Annotated in this window: 22 protein-coding genes, 1 riboswitch and 1 other annotated feature; of the genes, 11 read left to right on the top strand and 11 right to left on the bottom strand. The window is 47.5% G+C overall.

Annotated features, from left to right (window positions below):
• Positions 1-31: 31 nt before the first annotated feature.
• Entirely contained in the window at positions 32-589 is a 558-nt protein-coding gene (locus tag BBR47_RS05970) for a CGNR zinc finger domain-containing protein (protein WP_012684849.1), read from the bottom strand.
• A gap of 168 nt (positions 590-757) precedes the next feature.
• Between BBR47_RS05970 and BBR47_RS05965 the strand changes: the two genes are divergently transcribed.
• From BBR47_RS05965 to BBR47_RS05940, 6 genes are all read left to right on the top strand, one after another.
• Positions 758-1,252 carry a DinB family protein gene (locus BBR47_RS05965; protein ID WP_012684848.1) on the top strand — a complete coding sequence of 165 codons (495 nt, stop codon included), beginning with the start codon at positions 758-760 and terminating at the stop codon, positions 1,250-1,252.
• A gap of 84 nt (positions 1,253-1,336) precedes the next feature.
• A riboswitch (Lysine riboswitch) is annotated at positions 1,337-1,522 on the top strand.
• A gap of 113 nt (positions 1,523-1,635) precedes the next feature.
• Positions 1,636-3,084, top strand: coding sequence for an amino acid permease (locus BBR47_RS05960; RefSeq protein ID WP_012684847.1), 1,449 nt, complete (start codon positions 1,636-1,638; stop codon positions 3,082-3,084).
• 217 nt (positions 3,085-3,301) lie between these two features.
• Positions 3,302-4,165, top strand: a complete 864-nt coding sequence (locus BBR47_RS05955; protein WP_012684846.1) for a hypothetical protein — start codon at positions 3,302-3,304, stop codon at positions 4,163-4,165.
• Positions 4,166-4,314: 149 nt separating this feature from the next.
• Complete coding sequence (locus BBR47_RS05950) at positions 4,315-4,506, top strand: hypothetical protein (protein ID WP_012684845.1); 192 nt, start codon at positions 4,315-4,317, stop codon at positions 4,504-4,506.
• Positions 4,499-4,645 (top strand): hypothetical protein, encoded by a 147-nt coding sequence (locus tag BBR47_RS31175; protein ID WP_012684844.1) that lies wholly within the window; start codon positions 4,499-4,501, stop codon positions 4,643-4,645. Before BBR47_RS05950 ends, BBR47_RS31175 begins: the two co-directional genes overlap by 8 nt.
• Before the next feature lie 217 nt (positions 4,646-4,862).
• Entirely contained in the window at positions 4,863-5,918 is a 1,056-nt protein-coding gene (locus BBR47_RS05940) for a TolC family protein (protein ID WP_012684842.1), read from the top strand.
• 71 nt (positions 5,919-5,989) lie between these two features.
• Here the strand turns inward: BBR47_RS05940 and BBR47_RS05935 are convergent, their stop codons facing one another.
• The 5 genes from BBR47_RS05935 to BBR47_RS05915 all read right to left on the bottom strand — a co-directional run bounded on the left by BBR47_RS05935 (position 5,990) and on the right by BBR47_RS05915 (position 11,541).
• Positions 5,990-6,901: an aminoglycoside phosphotransferase family protein gene (locus BBR47_RS05935; RefSeq protein WP_012684841.1), complete on the bottom strand. Its 912-nt coding sequence runs from the start codon at positions 6,899-6,901 to the stop codon at positions 5,990-5,992.
• A gap of 372 nt (positions 6,902-7,273) precedes the next feature.
• Positions 7,274-8,452 (bottom strand): aminotransferase, encoded by a 1,179-nt coding sequence (locus BBR47_RS05930; RefSeq protein WP_012684839.1) that lies wholly within the window; start codon positions 8,450-8,452, stop codon positions 7,274-7,276.
• Entirely contained in the window at positions 8,449-8,949 is a 501-nt protein-coding gene (locus BBR47_RS05925) for an Lrp/AsnC family transcriptional regulator (protein WP_012684838.1), read from the bottom strand. The genes BBR47_RS05930 and BBR47_RS05925 overlap by 4 nt, the downstream gene beginning before the upstream one ends.
• A 124-nt stretch (positions 8,950-9,073) precedes the next feature.
• Positions 9,074-9,315: a binding site (T-box leader), on the bottom strand.
• A 49-nt stretch (positions 9,316-9,364) separates the two neighbouring features.
• The gene (locus BBR47_RS05920; protein ID WP_012684836.1) at positions 9,365-10,861 is read right to left on the bottom strand and encodes a sensor histidine kinase; all 1,497 of its coding nucleotides are present in this window, start codon (positions 10,859-10,861) and stop codon (positions 9,365-9,367) included.
• Positions 10,858-11,541 carry a response regulator transcription factor gene (locus tag BBR47_RS05915; protein ID WP_041749274.1) on the bottom strand — a complete coding sequence of 228 codons (684 nt, stop codon included), beginning with the start codon at positions 11,539-11,541 and terminating at the stop codon, positions 10,858-10,860. The genes BBR47_RS05920 and BBR47_RS05915 overlap by 4 nt, the downstream gene beginning before the upstream one ends.
• A gap of 279 nt (positions 11,542-11,820) precedes the next feature.
• Here BBR47_RS05915 and BBR47_RS05910 point away from each other — a divergent pair, with 279 nt between their 5' ends.
• The 4 genes from BBR47_RS05910 to nadD all read left to right on the top strand — a co-directional run bounded on the left by BBR47_RS05910 (position 11,821) and on the right by nadD (position 14,691).
• Positions 11,821-12,507, top strand: a complete 687-nt coding sequence (locus tag BBR47_RS05910) for a YceI family protein (RefSeq protein ID WP_012684833.1) — start codon at positions 11,821-11,823, stop codon at positions 12,505-12,507.
• A gap of 153 nt (positions 12,508-12,660) precedes the next feature.
• Complete coding sequence (locus tag BBR47_RS05905) at positions 12,661-13,449, top strand: NUDIX hydrolase (protein WP_012684832.1); 789 nt, start codon at positions 12,661-12,663, stop codon at positions 13,447-13,449.
• Between the two features lie 28 nt (positions 13,450-13,477).
• Positions 13,478-14,023 (top strand): cysteine hydrolase family protein, encoded by a 546-nt coding sequence (locus tag BBR47_RS05900; RefSeq protein ID WP_007729905.1) that lies wholly within the window; start codon positions 13,478-13,480, stop codon positions 14,021-14,023.
• Positions 14,024-14,052: 29 nt separating this feature from the next.
• Positions 14,053-14,691 carry a nicotinate-nucleotide adenylyltransferase gene (gene nadD / locus BBR47_RS05895; RefSeq protein WP_012684831.1) on the top strand — a complete coding sequence of 213 codons (639 nt, stop codon included), beginning with the start codon at positions 14,053-14,055 and terminating at the stop codon, positions 14,689-14,691.
• Between the two features lie 59 nt (positions 14,692-14,750).
• On the opposite strand, the gene BBR47_RS05890 is transcribed toward nadD, so the two are convergent.
• The 5 genes from BBR47_RS05890 to BBR47_RS05870 form a co-directional block, all read right to left on the bottom strand.
• A complete protein-coding gene (locus BBR47_RS05890) occupies positions 14,751-15,656 on the bottom strand; it encodes a DMT family transporter (protein WP_012684830.1) in 906 nt (301 codons plus the stop codon).
• A gap of 112 nt (positions 15,657-15,768) precedes the next feature.
• The gene (locus tag BBR47_RS05885; protein WP_012684829.1) at positions 15,769-17,895 is read right to left on the bottom strand and encodes a bifunctional diguanylate cyclase/phosphodiesterase; all 2,127 of its coding nucleotides are present in this window, start codon (positions 17,893-17,895) and stop codon (positions 15,769-15,771) included.
• A 221-nt stretch (positions 17,896-18,116) separates the two neighbouring features.
• Complete coding sequence (locus tag BBR47_RS05880; RefSeq protein ID WP_012684828.1) at positions 18,117-19,262, bottom strand: alpha-hydroxy-acid oxidizing protein; 1,146 nt, start codon at positions 19,260-19,262, stop codon at positions 18,117-18,119.
• A gap of 124 nt (positions 19,263-19,386) precedes the next feature.
• Complete coding sequence (locus tag BBR47_RS05875) at positions 19,387-19,647, bottom strand: spore germination protein (protein WP_012684827.1); 261 nt, start codon at positions 19,645-19,647, stop codon at positions 19,387-19,389.
• A gap of 154 nt (positions 19,648-19,801) precedes the next feature.
• Positions 19,802-20,548: an SDR family NAD(P)-dependent oxidoreductase gene (locus BBR47_RS05870; protein ID WP_012684826.1), complete on the bottom strand. Its 747-nt coding sequence runs from the start codon at positions 20,546-20,548 to the stop codon at positions 19,802-19,804.
• Positions 20,549-20,684: 136 nt separating this feature from the next.
• Between BBR47_RS05870 and BBR47_RS05865 the strand changes: the two genes are divergently transcribed.
• Positions 20,685-21,611, top strand: a complete 927-nt coding sequence (locus tag BBR47_RS05865; RefSeq protein ID WP_012684825.1) for a LysR family transcriptional regulator — start codon at positions 20,685-20,687, stop codon at positions 21,609-21,611.
• Positions 21,612-21,647 lie beyond the last annotated feature (36 nt).

Raw genomic sequence — 21,647 nt, 5'->3', positions numbered from 1 at the left:
CGAACAGATAAAAAGGGTGAGCCTATGCGCATCACCCTTTCTCCTTTTTCCGCTCACGAAAACGGCGCACCTTCATCAGGTTTCCGCACATTTTGTCATCGCACCAGCGGCGCACCCGGTTGCGGCTTTCATCATAAAACACCCAGCGGCAATCCTCGTTGTCACATATTTTGATTCGCTCCAGATGCTGCGGGGCAAGCAGCTCCGCGAAAGAAGCCGCAATTTGTGCCATGACGAGGGGCCATCCCTCTGCTTGACTGGATTGCTTTTGCCTGTAGCCGCCCTCCTCATCCACATACAACACCTGTATATGAAAAGGGGCGAGAGCCAACACTTTGTTCAATTCCGCAAGGTCCTCCTCTTGGAATCGGTCTCCACGGACAACGGCTTCCAGCATACGTCTCAAACGCTCCCGCAATTGCAAAAGAGACGCGGCATACGCCTCATTCATCGGCAGCGGAGCGGTTAGGTTGTATGTTTGCAAAAAGGATGACAGCCATTCCTGGTTCTCTAGGCGATTTTCCCAACGACCAGAACCGCGCCAATCCCGCCAATCACTATTTAAAAAATCGATACAAAGCCAGTCCATGTCATCCACTCTCCTGACGAAACCCTTCATTTTTCCCTCTTGTATGACCATACAGGATATGGTAATCTTTATTCGTAACCACCGTAACTAGATTAACCAGTTACAATTTCATTTCTTATTGCTATTATAGCGTTTCATCAATCTGTTTCACAGACGAGGAGGAAGCGTATGAATCGGAAGGAATTGCTTTTGCACGGATGGGAATGTGCGTATGACAAGGAAGACTGGTATCCACCCCTAAAAGAAGCGCTTTCCGGGATATCAGCAGCGGAGGCTAGCTGGCGCCCTGTGGGAGAAGCAGCCAACACCATCTGGGAAAACGTCAGCCACCTTCTTTATTACAAAGAACGCCTCTTGCATCGTCTTTTGGGCACCGAATTCCCTGGCTCCGCGGAGACGAACGATGATACCTTCACCCCATCCGGTGGTCCCGCTGACGAAGACGCTTGGCAAGCTACCCTCTTGAAAATGGAAAGCGTCCACCGCCACATTCATGAACAGCTTTCCTTGCTGACGGATGAAGAGTTAAACCAGATGGCTACCTATACACCCATTTACCAAAACGTAATGAGTCTTGTCTTGCATGATGCGTTTCATACGGGACAAATCGTCCAAGTTCGCAAGCTGCAAGGCTCCTGGCCCACCAGACGCTCATTTGAATAACAAAATTTCACATTGATTAATCCCGAACAATCCTTTATAGTTGTTAAATCACATAATTTCATACATGTTATCCTCATCTTTCACGGTGGGGATAGAGGTCGCGGCTTTTATATCATCCTGTACGAGATTCAGAGAAAATCAATGACTCCAGGTAAGGAAAATCCGCCGAAGCTCATATCGCGTCTCTGTGCGATTGGGTTGGGGCTGTACTCGAAAGGGGCAGAACTGTCACGTTTGCATGCCAAGCAAACGTGGTGAGCTATCTTCAGTGAAGGCTTGGTGGGGATTGGATGATACCGCCCTATGCCATTTTTTTGGCTATGGCGGTTTTTTAATTTCCGACCTTCCTTCTCAAAAATCAAGAAAGGTCGTGCAAGTAGCTTATGTCACAAAATCAATTGCAACGTGGTTTGAAAGCCCGACACCTGACGATGATCGCCATCGGCGGCTCGATTGGGACGGGATTGTTTCTCGCGAGTGGAGGCTCGATTCATTCCGCCGGACCAGGTGGAGCTTTAGTCGCCTATCTCGCTATTAGTATCATGGTTTACTTTTTAATGACCAGCTTGGGTGAAATGGCAGCCTTTATGCCTGTTTCCGGTTCGTTTTCGACGTATGCCACACGGTTCGTCGATCCATCTCTCGGCTTTGCTCTCGGTTGGAACTACTGGTACAACTGGGCGATTACCATTGCCGTCGAGCTGTCAGCTTCTGCACTCATTATGAAATATTGGTTCCCGGATACCCCAGCGATAGTGTGGAGCGCTTTGTTCCTCGGATTGCTGTTTGCCTTGAATCTCCTGTCTGTGAAAGCCTATGGAGAATCTGAATATTGGTTCGCCTTGATTAAAGTAGTAACGGTTATCATCTTTATTATTGTCGGTGTGTTGATGATTTTTGGCATTATGGGTGGTCAAGCAGTTGGCTTCCAAAACTTCACCAAAGGCGACGCGCCATTCAATGGCGGCTTCATGGCCCTGCTCGGTGTCTTTATGATTGCCGGATTCTCTTTCCAAGGAACAGAGCTGGTTGGTGTAGCAGCTGGGGAAAGCGAAGACCCTGCCCGCAATATTCCAAAGGCCATCCGTCAAATTTTTTGGCGCATCCTGCTCTTCTACATCCTCGCTATTTTGATCATCGGGTTGCTGGTTCCATACGATAATCCAAATCTGATCAGTGGCGACCTTACGGATATTGCGATCAGTCCGTTTACGATAGTATTTGAAAATGCCGGTTTTGCTTTTGCAGCATCCGTCATGAACGCGGTTATTCTCACGTCTGTATTGTCTGCTGGTAACTCTGGCATGTACGCCTCTACACGCATGCTGTGGAACTTGGCGAAGGAAGGAAAAGCACCAAAATGGTTCGCAAAAGTAACAAGTAACGGTGTACCAATCAATGCCTTGATCTTGACTGCGCTCATCGGCGCCCTTGCTTTTCTGTCCTCTCTGTTTGGGGATGGCGAAGTGTATGTATGGCTTTTGAATGCGTCCGGTATGTCAGGCTTCATCGCTTGGCTGGGAATTGCCATTAGTCACTACCGCTTCCGCAAAGCGTTTATCGCTCAGGGCCGAGACTTAAGCGAATTGCCTTATCGGGCAAAGTGGTTCCCGTTTGGACCGATTTTTGCCTTCATCATTTGCTGTATCGTTATTTTTGGGCAAAACTACTCCGCATTCATCGGGGGAACGGTCGACTGGTATGGCGTCCTGGTCTCTTACATTGGCCTGCCACTCTTCCTATTCATTTGGCTCGCTTATAAAATCACGCAAAAGACCAAGGTCGTCCCTCTTGAACAAGTAGACTTCAGCATGGATGAGCACACGAAATAATCGAAGAAAAATACGGACTTCCGTTATCTGAACGGGAGTCCTTTTTCATATTTGCCAACCTATTAAAAACCGCCCCACAATAGCCGATAGTATAGAAAAGAAGCAATTGAGATCCGTTTCCTTCCGTTCTCACAACTCATACTAGTCATCTGATAAAAGGTAAACATGATCTCCTGCCTTCACGACTGAACATGAATCCATGTGAGGAGAGTAGAACATGCAAATCCAATCGTATTCCCGCTACCTAACCCCCCAGCTCCCAACTAGCCAAACTGCACCTAAAATGGTGACGGGAACTAGTCTGGGATTGCCCAAGCCCGATACGGTAGACCTTCGTTCACACAAAGCACGCGAGCTACCTGCTGATGCCATCGAACATCACAGCGTCCAATTTTTCTTTAGCACTGAGATTAATGAGCGTTTGGATAAAATTTTCGCAGATAAGCCACCCGAGGCTCGCAAAGCCTTTGACCACATCCTGGAGCAAAACTTTTTCAACTCCCAATCCACCTACACCGATGAAGAAAGAGCTGCTTTGGTAGAAGTCGGTTTAACCCAAGGCAAATATTTGGCAGACCAATACATGGCTGATGAGAAAAATGCTGCTGAATTTTTGGATACCCTCCATCTGCTCGCAGGCGTTGCCAAAACACGAAAGGTTGACCCTGCAACTGGCAGTGTCAGTTACGTAGAGCTTCCGCAGAAACCACAAGGGGCGCCGAACGACTATGTTAATCCATCCAAGCTGATGGAGCGGTATGACCCAGAAGCCTACAAAAAAATGCAAGCGGCCACAACCAATCCAACAGAGAAAGTAAGCATGCTGATTCAATTCGTCAAAAAGCTGCAACATCGTCCAGACTGGATCACACAATACCGGAACGAACAAGCTACGCTTCTCTCCGATTTAAAAAACACAAAAATCACTAACCGCTTCGAGAATGTAAATACAAAGGACACCACTGAATTTGTTCGTCAAATGAATACGCTCACTGAAAATGCTTCCTTTTCAGCGATCACACCATTGCTACAAACGAATCTTGCTTCTTTTATGAAGAGCCTGGCCAAGAAAACGAGTTAACTGCACAAAGATGATCGGCACAGCCCCTCCCGAACTTTCTGGGACTTGGGCTGTTTTTTTCTGGTGTAGTCCGGGTCCCGTTGCTTTTCCATTTAAGGAAATGTACAGGCAGGTGGTGGATATACTAACCCGTAAAGGAGGAGACGAACATGGTTGACAATCGCGAAAACGACCTGCCTGATTTCAAGCAACTGGATGACAGACTGATCGCTCAACCTCCCACGAGTCCAATGCTCGCAATCCGTACCAATCTGGACAAGGAACCAAATGACGTCGACAATCCGTATGTGCAGCAAGACTCTACGTCCACTGGACAAAATAAGGGGGAAGCAAATGACTGATCGTACCTCACAGGAAAAGCCCGACATGGGTTATAACGGAAGCAATATGCATGGTTACTCCCTTACGCCAAAGGAAGGGACATTGAACCAAACTGCCAAGTCGGCTACGGAAAACAAAGAAAACAGGGACAAAGAATAGTACTTTTCCCATTATGAAAAACAAATCCCCTTTGGGGAAACTGGCAGTTGCTCACTTTGCCTTTTTCCGGAAGGGGATTTCTTTTGGGGTTCTGGCCAAGAACGTGGTGAAAAACATTTTTTTATTGACGAAATTGTATTGGAAATATATACTTTTCATGGATTTGATAATGAGAATCGTTATCAAATTCTTTTATATATAATCAGGAGGTTGCCCCATGAAATCCAGGCTCTTCAAACACATTTATAGTACAACTTTAGTCACTTCTCTCCTTACAGGTGGTGCCCATTTTGCTCTGGCTGCTCCACTCGTGGCCACTGCGGAACAGACGGATGTTTCCCCTTTGTCGCTAGATTTCGCAGTCGAACAGGCAATAAAGAACAGCGTTGATCTGGAGCTGCTTCGAATTGAATTAGATATAACGAAGTACGAAACATCCATCACACTAAGAGAAAAGGAAGAAATCAAAAAATCCGACGTCATAACTCTGGCTGATGCAAAAAAGAAATTCGAAGACGCCGCCAAAGCGATCAAAGAAGTGGTTGCCGATGAAGTCGCCCTGAATACGCAAAAAAACACCGTTCAATTGCAAGTACATAAAGCTTTCTTCGAAGTCCAATCATTAGACGCCAAGATCAAAGCGCAAAAGAAGAGCTTGCAAAGACAGTACTGGTTGAACTCCCAAGAAACAGAAGCTCACAAAAATCTTGCTGCCCTTGAAGCCAGCTATAAGCAAGCGTTGGCCAAGCTCAACGATTTATTGAATGAAAAAGCAGACAGACAATGGAGAATGATCGCGACTGATCTGACCCAGCACGAGCTGCTTTCCCTGGAGCAATTGCAAGCAAAGGCTTTTGAAAAGCGTCCTGAGATGATCAAAGCGCAAGCAGAAATAGATTTTACCCAAGTAAGAATTGATTACACGGCAGAGTATTCCGCACTAAGCACACATAAAGGAATAATTGCAAAAAATGAGCACAAAAAAGCGGAACTGCAAAAACAAAAAACGCAAAAGAAAATCGGTCAAGAAGTAAGTGACAACTATACGAAGGTACTGGCAGCGAAAAAGGCATTAGAAGAAAGTACAACAAAGAAAGAAACCGCATTGGAGCGCTATCAGGCAACAATCGATCAATATAGATTGGGGAAGGCATCGATGAAAGAATTGATGGAAGACGAAGCAAGCCTGTTTGACTCTGAAACAAAAGCAATTGAATCGGTTTACCAATACAATCTCGCTGCTACCACCTTGAACCAGTCAACTGGCTATTAATATTCCGCATTACGAAGGATCTCATTTATTCATATAAAATAAAGAAGGCTTCATCCCAAAGGGTGAAGCCCTTACTCATTTAACAGTCTCTCAAAAACTCCCGGCATCACCAGACGACCACCGTCTACCCCAAAATCCTCTATGAACCACCAAGCCGATAGCACACTATGACAATACGCCCACGCCAACACTCTCTCTTTTTGCAAAGACAGCGCCTTCGTCAGCCCATCGACCCGCTGCTTCATTACCTCTTCTACTCCATCCTCTGGCAAATGGTTCAGCAAAAACGGAATCACCTCGTATTCCGTCTCCCCGATCAGCCCTTTTGGATCAATTGCCAACCACGGCTCTCTTTCTGCCCGCAAAATATTTTCATGATGAAGATCACCATGCAGCAGGCACAATTCTTTTTGTGTGGGAAGAAGCTTTTTGTACCATTGCATAGCCCGCTCCACCATTTGCTCAGGAATCGGTCCTGTCTCCCCTTGGAAATGAGGGCGAATCTTTTTCAGTCCCACAGCCCAGTCTGCTATCGTTGGAAACGTAGGAGCAAGCTTGCCACCTTTCGAAACGGATGTATGCATTCTTTTGATCACGTCCGCCAAGTATTTTATTCGCTCATCTTCGCTACTCAGCTTGTCCAGTGTCTCTCCTGGCATGATCCGCTCCAAAAGCATGATCCCTTTTTCCTCGTCAGCATCGAGTAGCTGCACCATTCCCCTGCCTGCAAAAGCCCGAATCGCTGCCAGCTCTCTCTGCCAATCCAGTCCAGGCACTCCCAGCTTCAGCACTGCGCTCCTCCCATCCTGCAACACAACTGGTGCTACAAAGTTATAGGAGAGTGGAAACGGCTCAAGCACTTTTAATAACCACCGTGCTTCGCAATCGGCAATCAACTCATGAAAGGAATCGAGCCAGAGACGCCCCGCTTCTTTATGTACGTCCATAATTGTTTGGGTAAAATGGGTTGGCAGTGAAATCATTAGGAATCTCCTCCTAAAAAGGCTTGAGACATTAAAACTTCTTGCCCTACCTTCAATTATCCTCTTGCATTAGCTTTCAAGCTGTTTCCTTACCACAGCCGCGTAAGAAGAAGCGCATTTCCAGTCAAGCGCCTCTGGAGCCCATCCCAGCTTCGGAAAAAATGGCGGGGAATTTCAGCTTCACCTATGAAACACTCCATCGAAACTTCTACGTTTGAAGCGCTCCCGCCATTTTTTCCGAAGCGGCCAGTGAATCCCCCCTTGCGGGGCGTAGGCCGAAGTGCAGACTGGAAATGCGCTTCTTCCCCACCACAACCACTCGTAAAAAAAGGAGCAGCTTGAAAGCCGCCCCCTTTTATTTCCCGGAAAATCTTAGGACAGTCGTCCCATCAAGCGCTCCATACGTTCCAGCGCCTTCTTCAACTGCTCCATCGATGTTGCATAAGAACAACGAATATGTCCCTTTCCGCTTTCGCCGAACACATCTCCAGGTACGACTGCTACCTTTTCCTCCATCAGCAGCTTCTCCGCAAACTCAGCAGAGCTGAGACCTGTAGAGGCTACAGATGGGAATGCGTAGAATGCTCCGTCCGGCTCATGGCAAGTCAAACCGATATGACGGAATCCATCTACCACATAATTGCGGCGCTGACGGTAGCTCTCGATCATTCGTTCCATATCCGAACGTCCATGGCGTAGTGCTTCCAATGCAGCCATCTGAGCCATTGTCGGTGCACACAGCATGGTGTACTGATGGATTTTCAGCATGCCTGCGAGCAAATCAGGTGACGCGCAGACATATCCCAGACGCCAGCCAGTCATCGCGAATGCTTTGGAAAAACCGGAGATCAGGATCGTCCGATCTTTCATCCCTGGCAGAGCCGCGATACTATCGTGCATGCGACCGTAGGTAAGCTCCGCATAAATCTCATCAGAGATCACCATGAGGTCGTGCTTTTCAATGATCGGCAAAAGTGTTTTCCACTCCTCAGCCGTCATCGTCCCCCCGGTCGGGTTATTGGGATAGCAGAAAATGATTGCTTTTGTACGCTCGGTGATGTGCGTCTCCAGCTCTTGCGGTGTCAGCTTGAACTGGTTTTCCATCGTTGTTTTCAGGAAAACCGGCACCCCGCCAGCCAAGCGAATGACTGGTTCATAGGAGACATAGCAAGGCTCTACGACCAATACTTCATCACCTGGATCGAGAATGGCACGCAGTGCGATATCAATCGCTTCGCTGGCGCCAACCGTCACGAGAATTTCTGTCTCTGGATGATAGCTGACCGAAAAACGTTCTTCCAAGTATTTCTGAATTTCCACACGCAATGGCAGCATACCTGCATTGGATGTATAAGCTGTATGTCCACGCTCCAGCGAAGAAATCGAAGCTTCTCTCATGCGCCAAGGAGTGACGAAATCAGGCTCCCCTACACCTAAGGAAATGACTCCCTCCATCGAGGCTGCCAAATCGAAAAAGCGGCGAATTCCTGATGGCTTCAACGATTGAACTGTACTGGATAAACGGTTTTTGACTTTGACTTGTGTACTCACGGCGTAACCACCATTCTGTGATCTTCGTCACGATCTTCCAGCTCAACGCCATCGTGCTTGTAGCGTTTCAAAATAAAATGTGTAGCTGTTGAGACAACTGAATCGAGAGTGGACAGCTTTTGCGAAACAAAAGTGGCTACCTCTTTCATCGTTTTGCCTTCCAAAATAATCGACAAGTCATAGCTTGCACCAGACATCAAGTAAACAGCCTTCACTTCTGGGAAACGGCAAATTCGCTCTGCCACTTCATCAAAGCCGACATCGCGCTTCGGCGTCACTTTCACATCAATCATCGCGTTCACGTACGGATGATCGTCCACACGCTCCCAGTTGACCAACGCTGGATATTTGACAATGACCTTCTCGGCTTCCAATGCTGCAATCGTCTGCTCAACGACCTCGGTTGGCTCTCCGATCATTTTTCCGATTTGCTCAGCGCTCATGCGACTGTCTTCTTCCAACAGGTGTAACAGCTCTCTTTGCTTCAAGCGATCCATGCCCCACCACTCCAGTTTTCTCTTTATTTTTTCCATAAGTACGTGTTCAAGTAGTCGACTTTTTGAACGACGTCAGAAAGCAAAAAGCCCCAGCAACCAGGCTCATGATTTCCATGAATCCGGTTGCTGAGGCGAAGGTATCGCGGTACCACTCAGCTTTTTTGCCTCTCTCACAAAAGGCAAACTCGTGCTGTCTACGTAGACATGCGCCCCATAACGTGGGCCATCCGCTGCTTTCTACTTGGCATTTTCAAAAGCAGAGCTCCAAGGTGGCTTTCAAAAAGAGTTCGCGGCTGCCCTCTCAGCTAACAGGCAACTCTCTGGACGTCAAAATCCCTTTTTTACTTTCCTTTTCACGGCTGTGTTGGTTGTTTTATTGAATGTCTCAGATTATAAATGACGGTTTCTCTCATTGTCAACCAACAACTTCTGTCTGCTGAACCTCTTTCAAACCGTTAGGTAACCAGACGCGAAACACCGTCCCTGTTCCCAAGCTGCTTTGTACGTCAATTTTTCCATGATGATTTTCTACGATGGATTGGGTGATCGACAGCCCCAGTCCAGCCCCTCCGCTTTTGCGTGCCCGTGAGGATTCAATCCGATAGAAACGGTCGAATACATGCGAAACATGCTCCGGTGCGATTCCAGCTCCATTATCTCTGATCGTCAGTTCAATCCCATTGGCAATCTTGCTTACTATAAGCTCGATCTCACCATTCACAGGGTCAGTATGCTGCACCGCATTTTGAAACAGATTGAGGATAACTTGCTTCATTCCGTCACAGTCGAAAGCAACCGTAACATTCGGTTCTACGCGGAAATGAACGCTTCGGTCACCGGCCAGCACCAAAAGCTGCGACTCCATACTGTGCACGACTGCGTCCAACTGCCCTTCTAGCAAAAGGAAAGCCGGTTCCCGATCCATCCGAGCCAGGTACAGCAAATCGTTAACGAGTTTGTTCAGCCGCTCTGTCTCGCCGTGCATGCTTTTCAATGCTTTCTGTAAATGTTCGGGATTTGCCGCCGCACCGCGCAACAGCACCTCCAAAAAACCATGGATGGATGTCAGCGGTGTTCGCAACTCGTGCGAAGCGTCCGCTACAAAACGCCTCATCCGCTCCCCAGCTTCCTGCTCAGTTTTAAAGGAGGTTTCCAAGCGTTCCAGCATTCCGTTAAAGACCGCCGATAATTGATCAATCTCCATTTGGCCTTGATCCATCGGCAGTCGCTCATCCAAATTACCTGCATTAATCCGCTCGACTGTAACCTCAATACGCGAAAGTGGGTTCAGCGTACGGCGGAGAACAGGCACATAGGTTAACAAACCGATAAGCAAGGCGAGTGCAGATGCAGAAAAGAAAATGATCAACTGTGGAAACAGCACTTCTCGCATCGAGCCGACAGGGGTGCTCAGCTGTACAATTCCTTGCAGCTGATCAGGTGAACGGATGGGTGCAAGTACGACCAAATAATCCGTACCAGTACTACCCTCCAAAATTTTGTATTTGAAAGTACATACGCCACTAGCCAAGATCTCGCGGTATAGACTCTCCGGAAAGCGCGGGGAATACCCTTCGCTCGGATTCGCAAACAACTCCGTCACGTTAGCGTCGTTGTCAATAAAGGCATACTTGATATCGGGTGTATGCAAGGAAAGCAACGCACTGACATACTGATCGTTCTTTGGGAGCGTTTCCGTGTCCTCCAAGACCTGATACGGAAGAGTGACTGCCAGATTTAACAAGCTTTCCGCTTTGCTACGATACAAGAATTGCTCCATCAAAATGTATTGAATCATGCCGATTAGAAGCAGCAACCCGGATAAGATAAATAACGAACGAGACAGCAGTTGATAACGCAAAGAGTTCGGTTCTAGAAAAGGGGCCCATTGATTGTTTCGATTCTTCTTCATACAAAATCAACCCGATAGCCCGCACCGCGCAATGTGCGAATAATCCGATGCTGACGATCGTTCAATTTGTCACGCAGGGAGCGAATGTACACCTCGACAATATTCTCCTCCCCACCGAAATCATAGCCCCACACGTTATCCAGAATCATTGGTTTACTCAGCACCAAGCCGTGATTTGTCACCAAATATTTCAGCAAAGAGTATTCCGTTGGCGATAGCTCCAGAAGCGTTCCATCGTAGGTAATTTCTTTTCGCCTGTCATCGATCTGAAATGGGCCGAGGTGTACCTTAGAGAGCAGATGTGGGTAATGATTACGAATGCGCGCATGGATACGGGCAAGCAGCTCTTCAAAGCTAAACGGCTTGATCATATAATCATCGGCACCGAGCGTCAGCCCTTTTACCCGATCCTCCACGTCTTCTCTGGCTGTCAGCATAATCGTCGCTACATTCTGTATCTTTTTCAGCATCCGGCATACCTCGAAGCCATCCATGCCAGGCATCATCACGTCGAGAATAACGACATGCGGCTGATGCTCCTTCACCATGGTCACAGCATTCATCCCATCTTGTGCCGTCAATACTTGGAAGCCTTCATTCTCAAGACCCATCTCCAAAAATTGCAGGATGGTCGGCTCATCATCGACAAGCAATATTTTAATGCCTTTGTTTAGGCTCATTTCTTTCACCTCACCTCTATTTTACCTGAACAGGATAGGCGTAGCTGAATGTTTGCTGAATATCCCCTGAGTACGAGCTGAAAGCTTTTTGTAAAATAATAAACCAAAAAATGTAAATTAAACAGAAAAACGTTGATCATTCTCTAACCATTGCACGTTCAACAAACTTTCAGCCAGCTTTCAAGACCCACTCAGCTTCCTCTCTCATAATGATCCCTGCGAAGCCAAATACATACGACCCAAGTCTGAACACTTCAAAAACATGGAGGTTATTCAATAATGAAAAAGAATTCGGTTATCCTGACTGCCTCAGTTGCCACACTCGTGGTTGGTATCGGGGGTTACATGCTCTATGACTATTTTGTGGGAAACCATGTGGAGATACGGCCTGCAGCTGCGGTAGCCGTAGCCTCATCTACCGCTTCCTCTACGCCTTTGACAGCAGATCAACTGAATAAAAAATGGACGATCAATGACCAGTCCAAAGTCTATTTCTCCGTAACAACGTCGAAAGAAACGGTAAACTTTGAAATGGACGGTATTACTGGCAGTTGGGATGTGAACCTCTCTGCACCCGACCAAATGAAAGCAACAGCTTCCGCTGACTTGAATAAGCTGAACTCCGGTAATGAAAAACGCGACACCCATATCAAATCTCCTGATTACTTTGATACAGCCGTCCATCCAGCTGCTACTTTTGAAGCGAAATCCTTTGAGAACTGGCCATCCACATGGACAGAAGGACAAAAGGCTTCGTTCACCATCAATGGCGTCCTGACTGTAAGAGGAATTGCCAAAGATGTGAAAATTGATGCTGACGCGATTTATTCCCAAGGCAAGCTGCAATTGGAGGGAACTTCCGTCGTAACGTTTGGTGACTTCGGATTGACTAGCCCTCATACGATCGTCGCCAAAACAGAGGAAAACATTACGATTACACTGCGACTCGCGCTGGATGCTGTTTAATCAGTCCTTTTCGCGCGAACTGCTTACGGGGACGTCTGGCCTTCACAGACGTCTTTTTTCACAGTTTTTTACATTGTAATATTGACATTGTTAAAATGATATCATAACATGAAAGTATGAGAACAGATTCGAGCAAACGGAAAGGATGATCTTGTGAATACGTCTCCCCTTCGAGCCAAACGCATCCACTTTCGGACCAAAAAGTACCGCTCGCCGGATGGACTTCCTACAGATATTTGCCTCTTTACGCTCCTTTCCATCCCGCGCCAAACGAAAACCAAATCATTGCCACTCAAGCAATTGGCCGTTCTTCTGATCAAGCGAAAAAGCAATACATTTGGAGAGCAATGGGCCTTGCCTGGCGGTTTTTCCCATGAATCGGAGACACTGGACGAATGCGCCTATCGTGAGTTAAAAGAAGAGACGAACATTGACCGCGATGTACACATCGAACAGCTGAAGACATACTACAAGCCAGGAAGAGATCCTCGTGGTTGGATCCCAAGCGTTGCCTATGTCTCCCTCGTTCATGAAGACTTATTGAAGCACGCACAGGCAAACGACGATGCATCAGACGCGCAGCTGTTTCCGATTGAGGAAGCCTTTGCCCTCAACCTCGCTTTTGATCATCGTGAAATTTTGACTGACGCCCTACAGCGCGTTCGTGAGCAGATGCTACAAACGACTATCGCCAAAGCTTTTTTGCCAGATGAGTTTACCTTGAGTGAATTACTGCAAGTGATCGAGACCGTTGTTCCATCCTTTTCGGCAAAAGATCGGGGCAATTTTGAGCGGCGCTTGCTTGCGACAACCAGACGGCAAGGACTTCTCGAGCCAGTTCTATCGGCTGACGGACAGCCTGTCTACTCGACCGAGTTTTCGAATTCGCCAGCCAAGCTCTATCGCTTTACTGGCTTTACGCCAACTGCCATGATTTACTAGAAAAGTCCACATTCAGGAGGTTTTTTCTATGAAAGCTTTGATTGTGATCGACTACACGAATGATTTTGTTGCGACAGATGGTGCATTGACTTGTGGAGAGCCTGGTCAGGCTATTGAAGGACGCATTGGAGAGCTGATCCGCGACTTCCTCGCAGAAGGCGACTTTGTCGTCATGGCAGTCGACGCTCATCGCGAGCAGGACCCGTACCACCCTGAGACTGGACTCTACCCTCCGCACAATATTATCGGTACGGCTGGCCGGAATTTGTATGGCAGCATTCAGGAGATTTACGAGGAATTCGAAGATACGATTCACTGGATGGATAAGACGCGCTACAGTGCTTTTCAAGGCACCGACCTTGCACTATTGTTGCGCACGAGAGGTATCACTGAGATTCACCTTGTAGGTGTCTGCACAGACATTTGCGTGCTGCATACAGCGATCGAAGGCTTCTATAACGGCTTTTCTGTCGTCATCCACGAGGATGCAGTAGCGAGCTTTCTTCCCGAAGGTCACAAATGGGCTCTCGGTCATTTTCAAAACCAGCTTGGCATGACTGTTCGAAAAAAGTAACTGGCTCATGACGATAGGAGGCAATTTTTATGCGAATCGGTATTTATGGCAGCAGCTTTGACCCCATCACGTACAGCCATTTGTTCACGGCTGCGACCGTCGCTCACCGGAGACGACTGGACAAAGTCATTTTCGTACCCTGCTCTTCAAAGCGTCATGATAAAAAATTGCAGACAGAGGACGCCCATCGCTTGCACATGCTCAAACTGGCTTTAGCTGGCAGTACACACAAAACAAACAAAGATGGCGAACCTCTTTTCGAGATTTCAACAGTCGAAATGGATGCCTTGCCAGGTGAAACCTATACGTACGATACGATGATGCACATGAAAAGGAAGTACCCGAACGACGAGCTCTTTTTCATCATGGGATCGGATTTGTTAGAGGGACTATCGAACTGGGGCAACGCTGAAAAGCTAGTCGCAGGCTTCAACTTCATCGTGATGTCGCGCGAAGGCTATCCGACCGCTGACCTGATTGCGGATGACGCGCTGCTGCGCAATCATGACGAGCATTTTCTCATTATGAGCAAGGGCATCAACATGGGAATCAGCTCTACCTACATCCGGGACGAAATCCGCAAGGGCGGCGATCCCAGCTTCCTGTTGCCCGATGCGTGCCTTCAGTACATTTATGAAAATGGAATCTACAAAGAACCCTCCGTATAATCTCCATAAGAAAAACAGCCGAACCTGTGAAGTGTCGGCTGTTTTCTTTGTCGTCTCCATCAACGATTGAGATGATTGGCAATTGCAGGTTGTCGCATTTTTTTCTGATAGTTCACTAAGCATATACTGCACACGATCAATACCAGACCGGCGATGAGGGAATACGTTACCGGCTCGTCCATGAAAATGGTGCCAGTCATGACTGCAATGAGCGGCACGAGAAACGTAAAGGCGGCCACCTTGCTCGCTTCGCCTGCATTCACAAGCCCAAAGTAAATGACAATGGCAATCGGCACACCAAATGTAGCGCCATAACTAAGACCGATCAGATATGGAGCATTCCAGACAATGTCGGACCAGCTTTCTACGCCTGTCCCCAAAAGAGTTAAGGCCGCGCCACCGATGATGCATTGCATGGCAACCATCCACAGCGAATCTACCTTGGCACTGACTTTTTTCACATAGATCACGCCCATCGCCCATGTCAGAGCCGTCAACAAGCCTAAAATGACGCCCACGATGGAAACCTGTCCAGTCAGTCCATCTGCACTAACCGCAAGTATCCCGAGGAATCCCATGATCAGCCCAATGATTTTGAGCACTGTCATGCTCTCACCCAGCCACAACCAGGCAAAGAGTCCAATCAAGATTGGCTGGAAGTACACCAACACAGAGAATAATCCACCTGGCAAATACACGAGTCCAACCGTCTGAATACCATAAAAGCACAATGTATTCAGAAAGGCAGATATACAATAGCGCAACCAGTTTTCACGCCAGTTGATCTTTTTCCATTTGGGTAAAATGAATAAAGCAAGCAGAAGTCCGCCAATCAGCGAACGCATTCCTGCGAATAAAATCGGTGGCGTATAGGCGAGTGACATTTTGTAGATCGACCAGCTTAATCCCCATATCAACACCAAACTTGCAATAGCGACAACAGTCTTACCCGAAAACTTTCCCACGAGGGGCCTCCCTTTCTAGCTGCACACTTGCACTTATGTTTTTGTCCGCCTCCTATAGTACCACACAAAAGAAACAGCCGGATGTTCTCACCCGGCTTTACTTCCTGCCATATTATTGCAGCTCTTGACGCAATAACTGATCGAAATCATCTGTCGGAAGCGGTTTGCTGAATAAATAGCCTTGACCGTGGTCACAGCCATTTTCCTTCAAAGCCGCTACTTGATCATGGAGCTCAATTCCCTCAGCGATGACATTCATATTGAGACTTTGTGCGATGGTAACAATCGCTTTTACAATCGCCTGACTCTCTTGGTTGTGGTGAATGTCGCGAATAAACGAGGCGTCAATTTTGATCGTATCGACTGGCAAGCTTTTAATATAGCTAAACGAGCTATAGCCTGTCCCAAAGTCATCAATCGAAATTTGGATTCCAATGTCCCGAATCTGTTGCAGAACTGCCGTCGCCTCTTCCATTTTGACAAAAATGCTCTCCGTAATCTCGAGCTCCAGCCAATGAGGAGACAGCTTTGTTTCCTGAAGAATATCCTTGATCATCTCGACCAGATCTTTTTGATAGATCTGTCTCGCTGACAAATTCACAGAGACCTTCAGCGTATATCCTTGATCGTGCCAGTTTTTATTTTGTTTGCACGCCTGTTTCAAAATCCACTCCCCAAGCGCCAGGATCATCCCCGTCTCTTCAGCGATTGGAATAAAGCGATTCGGCGGAATGATGCCCAGCTCTGGATGCACCCATCTGACGAGCGCCTCCATGCCCGTCATCGCACTTGTCGCGATATCGATTTTGGGCTGGTAGTAAATTTGGAACTGCTCTTGTTCAATGGCTTTCCGCATCTCATTTTCCATCAAGATACGCTCCAGCGACTTCGCCTCCATCGACGGATCGAAAAAGTCATAGCCATTCTTCCCGCGCGATTTTACGGTATACAAGGCTGTATCGGCCCGTTTCAACAAATCTTCGGGATTGTCCCCATCCTGCGGGTACAAGGCGATGCCGATGCTGCACGACACGTTGAATACATGTCCATCCAATTCAAACGGACGCTGCAACTGATACATGATCTGCTCTGCCAACTCAGTTGCTTCGTTGCGATCTAGCAGTTGGTTCTGCATAATCGTAAATTCATCTCCACCCAACCTGGCCACAACATCTCCTGGCTTGAGACATGCCTGTAGACGCTTGGATGCTTCGATCAGCAACATATCCCCTACATCATGACCGAATGAATCGTTCACATCCTTGAAGCGATCCAAATCCAAAAACAGCACAGCCAGACTCGATTGGAAACGCTTGGCCTGCATCATTTCCTTGCTGAGCTGTTGGACATACATTCGTCGATTCGGCAGATCTGTCAACGCATCGTGATAAGCCAAGTGGTGAATCGTCTCTTCGGACTGTTTCCGGTCTGTGACGTCACGGGTAATGAGAAGCAGCTTGGTTACATTTCCTTCTTCGTCCATAATCGGATTGATTTTGCTTTCCGTCCAGATAACATCGTTTCTTTGGGTATTAATTCGGCATTCTACCATGTACTCCTTACGCGTAGAGAAGGCATGCTGAATCGCATAAGCAAAAATATCTCGGTCATCCTCCACAATCCACTCGAACAGGTTATGGATTTCTTCATCAGGAACGGTATGCTCCCACACACGCTTGTGAGACGGAGACAAATAGAGAAACTCCCCATCCAGGTTGATGATGCTGATGATATCCGACGTGTTTTCTGCGATGATGCGATACTTTTCTTCACTCCGTTTGAGCTCGTCTTCCATCTGCTTGCGAGCTGTGATATCACTGCGAATGGAAAGGTATTGATAGATTTCGCCCGCTTGGTTCTTAAATGGGACAATGGTTGTATCGACCCAATAATAGCTGCCATCTTTTGCGCAATTGCGAATTTCTCCCCGCCAGACCTGGCCAGATCGAATACAAGACCACATTTCTTTAAAAAAGCTTTTCGGATGGTAACCCGAATTAAGAATCCGATGGTCATTTCCAATCAGTTCGCTTCGTTCGTATTTCGATATGCGGCAAAATTGCTCATTTGCCCGCAAAATAATCCCCTTATGGTCCGTAATTGCCAAGATCGTGGATTGGTCCAAAGCGTATTTGACATCTGCCAGCTCATTCACAACCATGTTCAGCTCACCATCTTTTTCACGTAGTAGCCCCGCCCAATCTTGGGGTGTCAGTGAAGATATCATTTGGTTTTTCATTTCAATCTCCTGTTTATACTTTCGGATATAGTCAAAAAAAATAATCCTTACAGAAGGATCGTAACGTTCTGAATACAAGATCGCTCCATTTTACCATGTTTTTCCGAAAGTTCAACGAGAACAACTTTGGTAGAAATAACTTTTTTGATAAAAAAAAAAGAACCAGTGCATGTAGACTGGCTCATTTCTTTCAACAATGGGTATGAACGGGCTGCTTCCCCTTACAATCGTGCAAGAATGCTGCGATTAAGGTCTGCGATAGAATTGCTGCCAGACAGCGCCATCGCAACGTCAAATTCATGGATAAGTGTATCTAACACACTCGTTACGCCTTGCTCGCCGGCAACAGCCAGTCCATACAAGAATGGGCGACCAATCAGGATGGCATTCGCTCCTAAAGCAATCGCTTTAACGACATCTGCTCCTGTACGCACGCCACTGTCGAGCAAGAGAGGGATTTTTCCAGCTATCACCTCGGCAATCGCTGGCAACGCATCCAGCGTAGAAATAGCGCCATCCATCTGCCGCCCACCGTGATTGGAGACGATGATTCCATCTACACCATGCTCTAAAGCAAGGCGCGCATCATCCGGATGCAAAATACCTTTTACCAAAATCGGCAGATGGGTATGCTCACGCAAAAAGGCGATATCGTTCCAATTCAGCGCTGGATGATAAATGTTTTTCAACACTTCCTCCACTGCATTCTCCGGCGTCACATCAGGGAGTCTCGAGCAAAACACAGGGTCTGTCAAGTAATTCGCCAGTCCTCTTCCTTCGCGCAGTGGCGAATACCCGTTGCGGAAGTCTCTGCGCTTCCATCCTAGCATGACGGTATCTACCGTGAGGACAATAGCAGAATAGCCTGACTTTTCCGCTCGCCTGACCATGCTCGCAGAAACCTCTCGATCGTTCGACCAATAGAGCTGGAACCAGCGATAGGCATCGCCCATCACTTCAGCAATCTGCTCGAGTGAGTGAGCGGAAACTGTACTGGCTACGAACGGCACTCCAGCTGCTGCTGCCGCCCTTGCAGACGCCAGCTCTCCATCGGGATGTGAAATCGTCTGCATGCCTACAGGTGCCAAAAAGATCGGTGTGCGCAACGCTTGATTGTACATCGAAATACCAAGCGTACGATTCGTCACATCCCGCATCATCCGTGGAATGATTGCCCAACGGGAAAAAGCTGTCCGGTTTTCTACCAGCGTTTCCTCTGCCCCAGATCCCCCGGCAACATAATCAAATGGCCCATCTGGCAAAACCTCTCGTGCCTGTTTCTCCCAATCCTCAATAGAAATCGGCAGTGCCTGCGTGTCCTTGTTCACACGGGTAAATAAGAGTGATTCCTCATTTGTTTTCGTCATCTGGTTTGCTTCCTTTCTACGACGTCTTTCATCTTTTTTATCTCAATTCACATAAATTCGCAATAGTCTTAATCTAAACGCTATTACCGAGCTTGTCCACTTTCACACGGGGCCTTTTTCAAGGCTACTTTTTCTTTTTGCACTTTCGGGCTGCGCGACGGACCCGTTTCTTTTCCTTCACTGTCTTCATTCCAGCGGCCCCTGAACCCACCCATGTATTGGTTTGGCTATTTTCATTGATGACCTTCACTACATTGCCGCTATTGTTGCCACCCGAACCGGAAAACGATTTGATTACACTTTTCGGAGAGTTGTTTGCCGTATCGCCAAAGTTGATATTTCCAACATTATTGGTAATGGTCACCTTGCCTATAAAAGTTGGCAAAACTCCTCCCTCCCCTTGCGTAATCGCTTATTCCCATCCTATTCGAACGGTTTTGCGCCCGCTTGGACGATAGTGTAGGGCATTTGTCCGATGAAGTCTTAGCAAAAAAAATCTCCCCGAGTAGACAAAAATCTACGCGAGGAGAAAGAACATCTTATTGCGCTGTATAACCGCCATCAACCAGCAGGCTTGTCCCAGTGACGAAGGAGGCATCGTCGCTGGCAAGGAACAGAACGGCCTTAGCGACTTCTTCCGGTTTACCCAAGCGTCCCATCGGATGTAACCCGATCAAGTGCTCATTCAAAGCCTCATTGCGCCCAGCAATCAGTGGTGTATCAATATAGCCTGGGCAGACCGCATTTACGCGAATCCCTTGCTTGGCATACGTAAGTCCCAGTGTCTGGGTCAGGAGCTTCACGCCACCTTTGGCGGAAGAGTAAGCTGTCACACCTGCTTTTCCGGCATGGCTATGGATCGAGCCGCAGTTGACAATCGCGCCGCCAGTCCCCTGTGCCAGCATTTGCTCGATGACATATTTATCGCACAAGAATACGCCAGTCAGATTGATATCAATCGTTCTTTGCCAGTCATCCAAGCTCAACAGATGACCAGGTGCGTCTTTCGCGATACCCGCATTGGCAAACAAAATATCTACCTTTCCGTACTTTACTACAGTGGCGCTCACCATATTTTTTACTTCATCTTCTTTCGTTACGTCCGTTTTCACGAACAACGCATCGAAGCCCGCTAGATTCAGCTCTTCCGCCAATTCATTTCCACGTGGGGAGAAGTCAGCAATCACGACTTTCGCCCCTTCTTTTGCGAAGAGACGGACGGTCGTTTCTCCGATTCCACTTGCTCCACCTGTTACGATCGCTACTTTCCCTTCGAGTCTCGCCATGGTAAACGCCTCCATCTATTATGTCTCTTGTAACTGATCTCTTGCCTTGCTTTCATTATAGGACTCTTTTATATTTAAAAATATGTAAACATACTTACCCTTCCTTAAGTACGACTAAAGGATGTGATCTTACCAAATGCATCTGGAACAACTGGAATATATCGTAGAAATAGCGAAGGCAGGCTCCTTGACCAAAGCCGCTCAGAACAAGCATATCACCCTCTCCGCCATCAGCCAGTCGCTCTCCAGTTTGGAAGCTGAGCTGGGCGTTACTCTTTTTTCACGTTCGCGTCTCGGAGCTGTACCGACCTCTGAAGGACGCATCATCATCAAAAAAGCGTTTGAAGCATTGGGAAAGATCCAGGAGATTTGGGAAGAAGCACAAAACTATACGAACACGTTGAGCGGAGAGCTCAGACTGGCGACCATTCCCGGTCCCATGAATCTTCTGGTCGATGCCGTCGCGAGCTTTAAAAAAGATTATCCTTACATCCGTACCGAAATTGCCGAAAAAGGCACACAGGAAATATTAGAGGATATTCTCCAGGACAAGCTGGACATTGGTCTGGTCATTATCCATGAGAATCTTCTCAAAAAGAGCGAAGGCCTCGGCTTGGTGTTCGAACAGTTGCTAGAGGGAAAAATGGTCGTTGGTGTAGGCAAAAACTCGTCACTTGCCTACCAGGATTCCGTCACACCTGAAGAGCTTCGCAAGCACTCCTTCGTCCTGTACAACGACGACTACGTCAAATGGTTCGTAGAGGATTTTGCCGCGACTTACGGTCCTGTCGACATTTTGTTTACGTCGAACAACACAGAAGCGCTCCGCAATGCAATCCGGCAAAATCTCGCGGTAACCATCGGGCTGGACTATTCTTTTGTTCATGAGCCTCATTTGCAAGACTCCGATTCAATTACGCTTGATTTGGATATTCCTTATCAACAACCCGTCTATTATGGGTGGGTACGCTCGGAGGAACGGCATTATTCCCGTATTTCCATGAACTTCATTAATCGACTCCAATACGATTTGAAAAGCAAGAAATACCCACCCACTCCTTAGCAGAAAAAAGCTGCCGCTTCATTTTCGCGGACAGCC

The sequence above is a fragment of the Brevibacillus brevis NBRC 100599 genome, assembly GCF_000010165.1.
In the GTDB taxonomy this organism is placed as follows: domain Bacteria; phylum Bacillota; class Bacilli; order Brevibacillales; family Brevibacillaceae; genus Brevibacillus; species Brevibacillus brevis_D.
Note: the sequence above shows the minus strand (reverse complement) of the source record. Positions and strands in the feature narration are given on the sequence as shown.

Excerpts from the sequence above, each read along its gene's own strand:
- BBR47_RS05915 (WP_041749274.1), bottom strand. The coding sequence starts at position 11,541 with ATGAGCCTAAACAAAGGCATTAAAATATTGCTTGTCGATGATGAGCCG.
- BBR47_RS05870 (WP_012684826.1), bottom strand. The coding sequence starts at position 20,548 with ATGGCGAGACTCGAAGGGAAAGTAGCGATCGTAACAGGTGGAGCAAGT.
- BBR47_RS05920 (WP_012684836.1), bottom strand. The coding sequence starts at position 10,861 with ATGAAGAAGAATCGAAACAATCAATGGGCCCCTTTTCTAGAACCGAAC.
- BBR47_RS05910 (WP_012684833.1), top strand. The coding sequence starts at position 11,821 with ATGAAAAAGAATTCGGTTATCCTGACTGCCTCAGTTGCCACACTCGTG.
- BBR47_RS05885 (WP_012684829.1), bottom strand. The coding sequence starts at position 17,895 with ATGAAAAACCAAATGATATCTTCACTGACACCCCAAGATTGGGCGGGG.
- BBR47_RS05865 (WP_012684825.1), top strand. The coding sequence starts at position 20,685 with ATGCATCTGGAACAACTGGAATATATCGTAGAAATAGCGAAGGCAGGC.
- BBR47_RS05935 (WP_012684841.1), bottom strand. The coding sequence starts at position 6,901 with ATGATTTCACTGCCAACCCATTTTACCCAAACAATTATGGACGTACAT.
- BBR47_RS05965 (WP_012684848.1), top strand. The coding sequence starts at position 758 with ATGAATCGGAAGGAATTGCTTTTGCACGGATGGGAATGTGCGTATGAC.
- nadD (WP_012684831.1), top strand. The coding sequence starts at position 14,053 with ATGCGAATCGGTATTTATGGCAGCAGCTTTGACCCCATCACGTACAGC.
- BBR47_RS05955 (WP_012684846.1), top strand. The coding sequence starts at position 3,302 with ATGCAAATCCAATCGTATTCCCGCTACCTAACCCCCCAGCTCCCAACT.
- BBR47_RS31175 (WP_012684844.1), top strand. The coding sequence starts at position 4,499 with ATGACTGATCGTACCTCACAGGAAAAGCCCGACATGGGTTATAACGGA.
- BBR47_RS05950 (WP_012684845.1), top strand. The coding sequence starts at position 4,315 with ATGGTTGACAATCGCGAAAACGACCTGCCTGATTTCAAGCAACTGGAT.
- BBR47_RS05960 (WP_012684847.1), top strand. The coding sequence starts at position 1,636 with ATGTCACAAAATCAATTGCAACGTGGTTTGAAAGCCCGACACCTGACG.
- BBR47_RS05970 (WP_012684849.1), bottom strand. The coding sequence starts at position 589 with ATGGACTGGCTTTGTATCGATTTTTTAAATAGTGATTGGCGGGATTGG.
- BBR47_RS05880 (WP_012684828.1), bottom strand. The coding sequence starts at position 19,262 with ATGACGAAAACAAATGAGGAATCACTCTTATTTACCCGTGTGAACAAG.
- BBR47_RS05940 (WP_012684842.1), top strand. The coding sequence starts at position 4,863 with ATGAAATCCAGGCTCTTCAAACACATTTATAGTACAACTTTAGTCACT.
- BBR47_RS05925 (WP_012684838.1), bottom strand. The coding sequence starts at position 8,949 with ATGGATCGCTTGAAGCAAAGAGAGCTGTTACACCTGTTGGAAGAAGAC.
- BBR47_RS05900 (WP_007729905.1), top strand. The coding sequence starts at position 13,478 with ATGAAAGCTTTGATTGTGATCGACTACACGAATGATTTTGTTGCGACA.